The organism is Trichococcus ilyis, assembly GCF_900109135.1.
GTDB lineage: Bacteria > Bacillota > Bacilli > Lactobacillales > Aerococcaceae > Trichococcus > Trichococcus ilyis.
The window spans coordinates 18,290-29,127 of sequence record NZ_FNYT01000036.1; the positions used below are offsets into that span (position 1 = coordinate 18,290).

Consider the following 10,838-nt stretch of genomic DNA (forward strand, 5'->3'; position numbering starts at 1 on the left):
CGTTAAGAAGAGAAGGAACAGCCACCCGCGGAGGTGATTGTTCCTTCTCTTTAATTATTTTCGGAAGCTGCTTTCGATAGGGAATTGCCATTCTATTTTTTCTTTTTCAGATTCGTGTAGCCGTTGTAGACAGTCGCGAAAATGCCGAAGAGGATACCGGTGATCGGGAAGATGATCCAGGCGGTCGCCCAAGCGAAATAGACGAAGCCGGCAATCAGATAGATGGCAGCGGCCAGCGGAAAGACGACACCCGCGACGATGCCGACCACTTTGTTCTGCTCGGCCTTGTCCTTCGCAAATTCACCAATCGACAGCAGTTTTTCGTACGTTTCGTCCTGGATGCCGTAGAAGATGAACAGGAAGACGCCGATCGCGATAAAGCTGAGCAGGAACACAAGCGACAGGCCATTATCCTCGCCGAGCAGGACGACGGAAAGCAGCATCGAGACGGGCGCCAGGATGCAGAGCGCGACCCCGATTGCGACAGCGACCGCCAAACGCGGCCTGAAAGCCTTGTGTTCAGCTTTCAGGCGGGCATAGGTTGTGGAGTCGAGCTGAACCCGTTTTTCCTCCAGTTCAAATTGCTGTTCCTTCATGCCGTAAAGAATGAACAGCGCAACGCCGGCTGCGACAAAGATGAACAGCGGTATGAGCGTCAGTATTTCCAGCAGCTCGCTCGTGCGGCCTCCCCTGAAACCGGTAAGGTATTGGCCAAGGAACAGGCTGGTAGGGCCCATGATGCACAGGAAAACACCTGTAGCCATCGCCCAGGCGAAGTGGTGGCGGTGATCGATGTATTCGTCGACTTGTTCGGGAGTAAGGAAGACCTCATTTTCGGGAATATCTGCAGGCGCAGCCGAATCCGTAGCGGCAGCTGCTTGGGTGAATTCAGCGACATTTCCGTGTGCCGCTATTGCCCCGCTGATCGCCTCGTGTTCACTCTTGCCGTCAACTTTCAGTTGCTGGTATTTGTCCTGCAGCTTGCTTAACATTGCCTTCTTTTGGTCCGGCAGTTCCGGCGAATCCGGAACCGTCGCAAAGACGGATTCTACATAATTGCTTAGCGTATCCATTGTTTTTCTCCCCCATTTCTGACGATGAATCTGATATGACGGTTGCTGTGATGACCTTCAGTTGGATCTGATGATGCTATGATGGATGAGTGCTTTTGCGTCAACTAAAGTGTAGCACTTTTAGATGGGGCGGGGAAATGATATGGGTGGAATCAAACGAGGTAATGCCGGTAAATAGTGAGTGATATGATTTGATAATAAAACTATATAAGTGTATTGTTTATAGTATGAAATTCACTTAGGAGTGCTGCTCATGAAAGACGGAAATTCGAAATCAAAAACAAGCAACAACAGCAAGAATTTAATGGGACTACAACCAATAATTAGGAATAAACAAATTGATGAGACAGTGAAAGATGTCGTAAACGAACAAAGTGGAATTTTTCAAGTGAAAGATTTGACTGCACAGGGGATCCATCCCGAACAATTTAAGCGATACATTCAAAAAAGTGGAAAAATCGAAAAAGTTGCATATGGTATGTATGTGCGTATTGACGAATTCACTGATAAATTTCAATTGCTGCAAACCCGTTTCAATAAAGGGATCTTCTCGTACGAAACAGCCCTGTTCTTGCATGATTTGACTGATGTAACACCATTTGATTATCACATGACATTTCCGCAGGGATACAACAATAAACGTCTCACTGAGTCCGACGTTATTTCCTCTTATGCTGTGCCTGAACGATACAATCTCGGTATTATCGAGAAACAGAGTCCCTCTGGAAATATCATCCGAGTATATGATGTTGAAAAAACCCTTTGCGATATTTACAATACCCGCCATAAAACGGATAAGGATGTACAATTGACTGCTTTAAAAAGATATATGAAGCGGAAGGATAAGAATCTCTCCAGATTAATGCATTACGCAAAAATCCTTAAGGTTGATAAAATATTGCGTCCATACTTGGAGGCTCTTTTGTGATAAATATGACGGAGTAAATATGAGGAACATCTAATATGTGGTCGGGCGACTGATAAATTCTTCCGTAAATTGAAAATTGTAAAAGCTTTGTAAAAGATTTAGCTGAAAATGGACTGAAACAGTGTACATTAGAATTTGAGATGGAAATCTGGTTGTATCTTTTTACATTCCTTATACCACTGCTGAGCGTGTTTCAGAAAATTTGCGTATATCAACTGTAACTGCTAGAAAAGGTTGAAGTCACTATCTGAAGTGGGTCTTTTTATGCGGAAAAAACCGAAATTGCGAGCAGGAAATACCGAAACTATGATCTGATTAGAATTTTCAATTAAATAATATTTGTAATAATAAGAAAAAAATTATACTATTAATGAATAAATATTAAACAACGAACTTTCGGAATATTACTAGTTGAGAATATAATCGGCAGAAAATCTAATATTATAGATTGGTGGCTATCAAAGTGGAATCAATTGCGCATATTAGAAGGAAAGATAAAAAAATTCAGACAGTCGAACAGCATCTGTTGGAAGTGAAGAATTTAGCAGAATCGTATGGCAAAGAAGCTAAAGTGAGTCATATTACAGGTTTAGCCGGGATGCTGCATGATTTAGGAAAATTTACCCAAGAATTTTCAACTTATATTAAAACTGCTTCAGAAAATCCGGATAATCCTCCGAAGAGAGGCAGTGTGGATCATTCTACTGCAGGAGGTATGTTTTTGTATGAATTATTCCATAAAAAAGATTCTTCTAGAAACGAAAAAATACTTGCTGAGTTGGTGGGTAATGCCATCATTTCCCATCATGGTTTTTTGAAAGACTTCAATAATCCTTCTTTAGAATCAAAATATTTGGAACGAGTGAGTAAGGAAGGGAAAAAAGAAGTCTACGCTAAGTATGATGAATTTAGCGGTTACTTTTATGAAAAAGTAATGGATGAAGAATCGTTTTTAAATTATATAAACAAAGCATTGGTCGAATTAAGCGAGTACATTTCACAATCGGAACCAACTACATTGCGAACAAGTTTGTATTATTTGACGACGTTTGTATTCAGTACGCTAGTGGACGCAGATAGGACAAATACCCGTCATTTTGAAAATGAAATAAAGGAACAAAAAATAAGTAATCGTGAATTGTTCCAATTATACGAAAAAAAATTAAGTGACCATTTGGTTGAACTGCAGCAAAGCTCTACAGCGAAATCTGAAATCAACCAACTGCGAATGGAGATGTCAGATCAGTGTGATAAGTTTTCTGGGAATGAGAGCGGAATCTATTCGCTGTCCATCCCCACAGGAGGTGGAAAAACGCTGGCAAGCTTAAGATACGCACTAAAGCATGCGCTCAAACACAACAAGGAAAGAATCATCTATGTCATTCCTTATACTTCTATCATCGATCAGAATGCAAAGTTGGTTAAAGAAATTCTAGACGATGACATAAATATTATTGAGCATCATTCCAATGTCGATTTCGGTCCACAAACTGATGATGAATTGTCTGAAGAATTGGATGAAATATTGGTAAATAAAGCTGAAAAAATTCGGCTAGCGACAGACAACTGGGATGCACCGATTATTTTTACTACTATGGTCCAATATCTGAATGCCTTTTATGCAAAAGGAAACAGATACACAAGACGATTACATAATTTGACGGATGCCGTCATCATTTTTGATGAGGTTCAAAAAGTTCCTTCAAAATGCCTCTCTTTATTTACGGAATCAGTGAATTTTTTGGATAAAATGGGAAATAGCTCAGTTTTACTATGCACGGCAACCCAACCTAGTTTAGAAACTATCAAGCGGAAAATACACGTAAAAAATGAAATTGTGGAGAATTTACCAGATGTGGTGAAAGCTTTCAAAAGAACTGAAATAATCGATAAGGTAAAAGACGGTAGGATGAGTAGAGAGGATTTGAAATCTTTTGTAGAAGATATTATGAATGTAAATCAGAGCCTACTCATCATCTTGAACACAAAAAGAGTTGCAAAGGAATTATATGCAGAGCTGGAGACATCCAATGTAGATGCAACTGTTTATCATCTCAGCACATCAATGTGTGCAAAACACAGAATGGATATTTTGGAAAAGGTTAGGAAAGATTTGAAGGAAGGGAAAAAAGTTATATGTGTGAGTACTCAATTGATTGAGGCTGGAGTTGATGTAAGTTTTGAATGTGTCATTAGATCACTTGCGGGGATAGACTCTATCGCTCAAGCTGCAGGCCGTTGCAACAGAAACGGAGAAAAGGAAATAGGAAATGTCTACGTCATTGATTATGGCGAGGAAAAATTAGGTAGTTTATCAGAAATAGAAAAAGGACAAAAAGTTACCCGGCAAAAACTGATTGATTTAGCGGCCGAGCAAGGTGGAAAAAAAGTAGATTTGTTGTCTCCAGAAGTCATAAAGTTATATTTTGAAAAATACTATAATGAAATCGAATCGTTGTTGGACTACCCACTTAAAATTATAGGTGGAAATGTGAATACAACAATGGTGAATGTTTTACTGAGTTGTCCTTTTATGAACGAATACATCAGCAAATCAAAAGAGAATAGAAGTAAGGTAACCTTACTACAAGCGGCGCATAGTTATGCAGCGGAACAATTTTTCGTGATAGATCAGAATACAAAGTCCATCATCGTACCATATGATAAAGTCGGTGAAGAGATAATTGCTGATCTAAATCGGCCGTATGGTATAGAAAAGCTATCAGCCTTGTTAAAAAAGGCGCAACAGTACACGGTGAATGTGTACGAGAATGATTTCAAAAAGTTGAGCGAAAGTAAGGCATTACGTTATCTTTATGACGGTTCAATATATACAGTTGTACCTAGTGCATATAGTAAATTCTATGGAATCGATTTTGATAATAGTAGCGTAGTAGATGTTATCCAATTCTGATAATGTGTTTATAGCCATAAGAATAGGCTTATCCAAAAGATAAGCCCATCTCTTATAACACATAGTACATATTTCAATCCACGCATTTAAGCGACAAGAGGAGTATATCATATTTTTGGTTTTGAATAAAATATTGAATATTAAAGTTCATGTAATATCTTTTATAATATAAATTTGCATTAGACGAATTAAAGGAATATAATGAACGTAAACAAAATGAGAGAAGGGTAGAAATGAGAAATAGCGTCGAATTTGTTGTGTACGGACCCTATGCTTTGTTCACGGACCCTCTGACTAGGATGGGCGGGGAAAAATTATCCTATCAGTTACCAACGTACCAATCGATTAAAGGTATAATTGAAAGCGTTTACTGGAAGCCTACTATTATGTATTATATCGATGAAATCAGGATAATGAATCCCATAAGAATGGAATCCAAAGGAATGAGGCCTATCAATTATGGAGGTGGAAACACACTTGCAAACTATACATATCTTCGGGACGTTAAGTATGAAGTGAAGGCTCACTTTGAATTCAATCCGTATCGCCCGGACTTGATTTCTGATCGCAATGAACACAAACACCATAATATTCTAAAAAGGTCAATCGAAATGGGAGGAAGAAGGGATATCTTCCTGGGCACAAGGGAATGTCAGGCATATGTTGAACCAGTAAAATTTGGTGAAAATAAGGGGTATTATGACGAAGCTGAAGAAATGCATTTCGGGACAATGGTACACGGGTTTAATTATCCCGATGAAACGGGTAAAAATCTGTTGGAGGTTCGATTATGGAATCCGGTGATGGAGAATGGTGTTATCAAATTTACTAGGCCGGAAGACTGTAAGAATGTCAGGACCATCAAAAAGATGAAGGCGAAGCAATTCGATGAATCAAATGTAAATTTTGAGATGGATCTAGATTTATAAAGAAAGGAGAAATCAATGAGTTGGCTATTGGATTTATATGAAACTTATGAAAATAATGGGGACTACGTAGGGATAACTGAACAGAAAAGGAATGGACAATCATTTATGCTGCTTCCCATTTCTCATACCACTCAGTCCGCACACATAGAAGTTCTTGTAACAGAAGATGGAAACTTTCACTCAGCTTCAGTAATCCCTAAAGACGATGCCATTACGGTTATACCTACTACAGAAGAGTCTTCCAGTCGTGCGGGTGCAAAAACAGCCCCCTATCCTTTGCATGACAAGTTGAGTTATGTGGCAGGCGACTATAATTCGTTCGGTGGAGACCCTAAAAAAGTAAATGATTATTCAGTGTACATCAAGCAACTACAAGACTGGAGCGAGTCGCCATTTGTGACCTCAAAGATAGAGAGTATATACAGGTATCTGTCTAAAGGAGAGTTGATTACTGATTTGGTAAAAGATAAAAAACTTTGGGCAGATGAAAACCACAAATTGCGGACAAAGTGGGACAGTTCTCTAGGAGACAGACCTGAAATATTTAGTGTGGTTACCGGGGATCAAGATGCAGCCTTTGTCAGATTCGATGTTTATTATCCGGATAAAGTCAGTAAAAAAATATGGATGGATCAAGAGGTGCAACAGAGTTTCATTGATTTTTACAACACGAAGCTACAAAATGATGTTCTCTGTTTTGTGACCGGGAAAATGCAGCCAGGTACGGAAAGACATGCCAATAAAATTCGTAATCCTGCAGATAAAGCAAAGCTGATCTCCGGGAATGATACGAGCGGTTTTACATTTCGGGGTAGATTCAATACCTCCAATGAAGTGGCAGGAATAAGTTACGAAGTTTCACAGAAAGCGCATAATGCATTGAAATGGCTCATAAATAGGCAAGGGAAGGATATAGATGGAAGAGTGGTTCTGGTGTGGGGAAATGACAAACTGGATTATGTCGATCCCTTGGCAGGGGGCGAAGCAGTAGCTGGTTATGCCCAAACTCAACAGTCATTTTCTATTGAATTATCCAAGGCTATCGATGGTTATAAAAATGATTTAGAAACAGACTCCAAGGTAATCATTCTAGTATTGGATGCTGCTACAACAGGAAGGATGGCAGTAATCTACTATAGGCGAATAGATGCTGAAGAATATCTGGACAAGATAAAACAATGGCATTACAACCATACTTGGAGACAGATTGGTGAAGAAAAGAAAGTATTTTTTGGTGCACCATCAATTAAAAATATTGCAGTAGCTGCACATGGCGAGAAAGCGAACAACAAAGTTATCAAGTCCGTAATGGAAAGACTGCTTCCTTGTATCATTGATGGAAGAACGATTCCCAAGGACATAATAGATTCTTGTGTCAGAAGAGCGAGTAATCCGGTTGCTATGGAGAGATGGGAATGGGAGAAAGTATTAAGCATTGCATGTGCTTTGGTAAATGAGAAGGGAGCGGACGGTGTGGGATTAGATAATAACATTAAGGATAGGAGCTATTTATTCGGCAGATTATTGGCAGTGGCGGATGTCCTTGAAAATACTGCGTTACGGACCGACGAGAAAAAACGAATTACGAATGCGGAGAGGTATATGAGTGCGTTCTCACAACACCCTAGTCGGACGTGGGAAATCATCCAAAAAGCAATTCAGCCATATAAAGCAAGGCTAGGAGAAAAATCAATTTTCTATACAAAACAAATAGATGAGATACTTTCCAAAATTGAATTTGAAGATTTCAATGATAAACCATTGAAGAGTGTATATTTATTAGGTTATTCCAGCCAACGACAAGAATTATATACAAAAAAACAGAAAGTTGAGATTTTAACTGAAACAACATCAGACGATGAATAAATAAAAGCATAAATAAAAGGAGGAAACAAACATGGCAGTATTAGACCACAAAATTGATTTCGCAGCAATCATTTCGGTGACAAAAGCCAATCCGAACGGAGACCCATTGAATGGTAATCGGCCAAGACAAAACTATGATGGTAAAGGTGAAATGTCAGATGTGTGCATCAAAAGAAAAATACGCAACAGACTTCAGGATATGGGGGATTCAATTTTCGTACAATCGCAGGATCGAACAGATGATGGTTTCCAATCTCTAAGAGATCGTGCGGACTCTAATGAAACATTGAAGAAGGCACTAGGTGATAAAAAATCTAAAATAACGTCGGACGAGTTTGCATCGGTTGCTTGCTCTGAATGGGTAGATGTCAGAAGTTTTGGTCAAGTGTTTGCATTCAAAGGCTCTGAACTTTCAGTTGGCGTAAGAGGACCAGTTTCGATACAGACTGCCGTCAGCGTAGATCCCGTAGATGTGACAAGCATGCAGATCACAAAAAGCGTTAATTCTACAACTTCGGATACAAAAGGATCAGATACAATGGGGATGAAGCATTTTGTAGAATTCGGTGTTTATGTATTAAAAGGTAGCATCAATACCCAGTTAGCTGAAAAAACTGGGTTTACAAACGAAGATGCTGAGAAAATCAAAATGGCACTTCAAACGTTATTTGCTAACGATGTATCTTCGGCGAGACCCGATGGCAGCATGGAGGTGAATAAAGTTTACTGGTGGGATCATACGTCCAAGCTAGGGCAATATTCTTCAGCAAAAGTGCATCGCTTGCTATCGCTTGAAAAGAAAACCGAGCATCCAGCTTCTTTTGAAGATTATGCGGTAGCACTTGGCTCGTTGGATAATTTGAATGTGGAGATTCTGGATGGTTTATGATGAAGATGACTTTCTGTTATTATCAGGAATTCAACATTTTGTATTTTGTAAACGACAGTGGGCATTGATTCATATTGAACAGCAATGGGAAGAAAATGATTTGACGATTGAAGGGCAAGACCTTCATAAAAAAGCTGACGAGCCATTCATCAGAGAAAAACGGAAAGACAAACTCATCATTCGAGGAATGCCTGTAAAATCGTATAACTTAGGCACATCAGGTATTTGTGATGTTGTTGAATTTATTCAGAATAAAAATGGCGTATCGATACATGGTGAGGAGGGACTTTATCTTCCTGTTCCGATTGAATATAAACACGGAAAACCCAAAGAAAATGATGCGGATATTCTGCAAATGGTTGCTCAAGCCCTTTGTCTAGAGGAAATGCTTTTATGTTCAATTGATGTAGGATATCTATTCTATAATGAAACCAAACGAAGATCCGAAATACAAATTACCCCTGAATTACGCGATAGAGTAAGGAAGATGTTTGCCGAGATGCATGATTTATACCTAAAAAGACATACTCCCAAAGTGAAAACAGGTCCCCATTGTGAACGTTGTTCATTAAAGGATATCTGCCTTCCTAAGCTAATGAATAAGGAATCAGTCAGTTCCTATTTGGAAAGGAGGCTTGGTTTTGAAAAAATTACTTAATACAATTTACGTTACCACGCCAGATTCCTATCTTTCTTTGGATGGCGATAATCTTGTAGTATTAAATAATGATACAAAAATTGGTAGAGTCCCGATGCATAATATTGAATCTATCGTGACCTTTGGCTATTCAGGTGCAAGTCCAGCTTTGATGAGATACTGCGTGGAGCACAATGTATCCTTGACTTTCATGAGACAGAGTGGGAAATTTATGGCAAGGGTGATCGGTCCTTCAAGAGGAAATGTAACTCTTCGAAAAAAACAGTATCAAATTTCCGAAAATGAGAGTGAATCAGTGAAAATCGCTCGAAACTTTATTATCGGGAAAGTTTATAATCACAAATGGATACTGGAACGAGCAACTAGAGATCACCCTTTGTCAGTGGACATAAAATCTTTTAAAAATGCATCGCAACAGCTTGCTTTTTTGTTGAAAGAAATAAAGGTCTGCGATAACTTTGAATCATTGAGGGGCTTGGAAGGGCAAGCTGCAGTCTGTTATAACCGTGTGTTTGACGAAATGATTTTGCAACAGAAAGAGCATTTTTATTTTCATGGGAGAAATAGAAGGCCTCCACTCGATAATGTAAATGCAATGTTATCATTCGCGTATACATTATTGTCGATTGATATTGCTGGAGCTTTGGAGCAGGTGGGGTTAGATGCATACGTTGGTTTTTTTCATCGTGATCGACCAGGAAGAGCATCGCTAGCTTTGGACTTGATGGAAGAATTTCGCGGAATCATGGCAGACAGGTTTGTAATTTCTTTAATTAATTTGAAGGTCATTAATGAAAAAGATTTTATCCAAAAAGAAAATGGCTCTGTGATTATGACCGATGAGGGTAGAAAAAAATTTATATCAGCTTGGCAAAGTAAAAAACAAGAGCCCATTATGCACCCATTTTTGGATGAAAAAATAACTTGGGGATTAGCTCCATATTCTCAAAGTCTGTTGCTTGCGCGGTCTTTAAGAGGAGATTTGGATCAATATCCACCATTTCTATGGAAGTAGGGGAAGTAGGTGACATGTTATTCTAGCATTGATAACCTATGATGTCAGCGTATCGGATAAAGCAGGTAGAACTAGATTACGCAAGGTAGCAAAAACTTGCCAAAATTATGGGCAAAGGGTACAAAATTCTGTATTTGAGTGTATTGTGGATAATACTCAACTTACCGAATTAAAAATTAAGTTGTTGGATATTATTGATACGAATGAGGATAGTTTGAGGGTCTACATCATCGGTAATAACTACAAAAATAAAGTCGAACACTTTGGAACGAAAAAAGCTATGAACTTGGAAGATGTATTATTCTTCTAGTGCGAACCTGAAGTGAACATAAAAGTATTAGAAGCTTCGCACCTCGATGATGTAATATAATTGACTTGATTGTTTTAATATTTATTGTAAAAACGAGTTATAGTGAGTTAATCTGTTGATTTATACATAAATTCATTGATTATCGCTATAATTCGCAGTCGCACTCCTCGTGAGTGCGTGGATTGAAATTTCGTTCAAGTCAACAATCCAATGTTCAATGTCCGTCGCACTCCTCGTGAGTGCGTGGATTGAAATC

9 protein-coding genes are annotated in these 10,838 nt (G+C 38.8%); 8 read left to right on the forward strand and 1 reads right to left on the reverse strand.

Going from position 1 to position 10,838, the window contains the following annotated elements; translation table 11 throughout:
* Positions 1-92: 92 nt before the first annotated feature.
* A complete protein-coding gene (locus tag BMX58_RS13065) occupies positions 93-1,073 on the reverse strand; it encodes a hypothetical protein (protein ID WP_068621572.1) in 981 nt (326 codons plus the stop codon).
* Between the two features lie 253 nt (positions 1,074-1,326).
* Here BMX58_RS13065 and BMX58_RS13070 point away from each other — a divergent pair, with 253 nt between their 5' ends.
* The 8 genes from BMX58_RS13070 (at position 1,327) to cas2 (ending at position 10,582) form a co-directional block, all read left to right on the forward strand.
* Complete coding sequence (locus BMX58_RS13070; protein WP_084253781.1) at positions 1,327-2,001, forward strand: type IV toxin-antitoxin system AbiEi family antitoxin domain-containing protein; 675 nt, start codon at positions 1,327-1,329, stop codon at positions 1,999-2,001.
* Positions 2,002-2,464: 463 nt separating this feature from the next.
* Positions 2,465-4,915, forward strand: coding sequence for a CRISPR-associated helicase/endonuclease Cas3 (locus BMX58_RS13075; protein WP_068621570.1), 2,451 nt, complete (start codon positions 2,465-2,467; stop codon positions 4,913-4,915).
* Between the two features lie 233 nt (positions 4,916-5,148).
* Entirely contained in the window at positions 5,149-5,844 is a 696-nt protein-coding gene (gene cas5c / locus BMX58_RS13080; RefSeq protein ID WP_068621567.1) for a type I-C CRISPR-associated protein Cas5c, read from the forward strand.
* Between the two features lie 15 nt (positions 5,845-5,859).
* Positions 5,860-7,710: a type I-C CRISPR-associated protein Cas8c/Csd1 gene (gene cas8c / locus BMX58_RS13085; protein WP_068621564.1), complete on the forward strand. Its 1,851-nt coding sequence runs from the start codon at positions 5,860-5,862 to the stop codon at positions 7,708-7,710.
* A gap of 31 nt (positions 7,711-7,741) precedes the next feature.
* Positions 7,742-8,599: a type I-C CRISPR-associated protein Cas7/Csd2 gene (cas7c, locus tag BMX58_RS13090; protein ID WP_068621562.1), complete on the forward strand. Its 858-nt coding sequence runs from the start codon at positions 7,742-7,744 to the stop codon at positions 8,597-8,599.
* Positions 8,589-9,257, forward strand: coding sequence for a CRISPR-associated protein Cas4 (cas4, locus tag BMX58_RS13095; RefSeq protein ID WP_068621560.1), 669 nt, complete (start codon positions 8,589-8,591; stop codon positions 9,255-9,257). The genes cas7c and cas4 overlap by 11 nt, the downstream gene beginning before the upstream one ends.
* Positions 9,241-10,272 carry a type I-C CRISPR-associated endonuclease Cas1c gene (gene cas1c / locus BMX58_RS13100; RefSeq protein WP_068621557.1) on the forward strand — a complete coding sequence of 344 codons (1,032 nt, stop codon included), beginning with the start codon at positions 9,241-9,243 and terminating at the stop codon, positions 10,270-10,272. The genes cas4 and cas1c overlap by 17 nt, the downstream gene beginning before the upstream one ends.
* Before the next feature lie 28 nt (positions 10,273-10,300).
* Complete coding sequence (gene cas2, locus BMX58_RS13105) at positions 10,301-10,582, forward strand: CRISPR-associated endonuclease Cas2 (RefSeq protein ID WP_338061247.1); 282 nt, start codon at positions 10,301-10,303, stop codon at positions 10,580-10,582.
* Positions 10,583-10,838: the final 256 nt, after the last annotated feature.

Bases quoted from the DNA above. Each gene is read 5' to 3' on its own strand.
- cas7c (WP_068621562.1), top strand. From the start codon at position 7,742: ATGGCAGTATTAGACCACAAAATTGATTTCGCAGCAATCATTTCGGTG.
- BMX58_RS13065 (WP_068621572.1), bottom strand. From the start codon at position 1,073: ATGGATACGCTAAGCAATTATGTAGAATCCGTCTTTGCGACGGTTCCG.
- cas8c (WP_068621564.1), top strand. From the start codon at position 5,860: ATGAGTTGGCTATTGGATTTATATGAAACTTATGAAAATAATGGGGAC.
- cas4 (WP_068621560.1), top strand. From the start codon at position 8,589: ATGGTTTATGATGAAGATGACTTTCTGTTATTATCAGGAATTCAACAT.
- BMX58_RS13070 (WP_084253781.1), top strand. From the start codon at position 1,327: ATGAAAGACGGAAATTCGAAATCAAAAACAAGCAACAACAGCAAGAAT.
- cas5c (WP_068621567.1), top strand. From the start codon at position 5,149: ATGAGAAATAGCGTCGAATTTGTTGTGTACGGACCCTATGCTTTGTTC.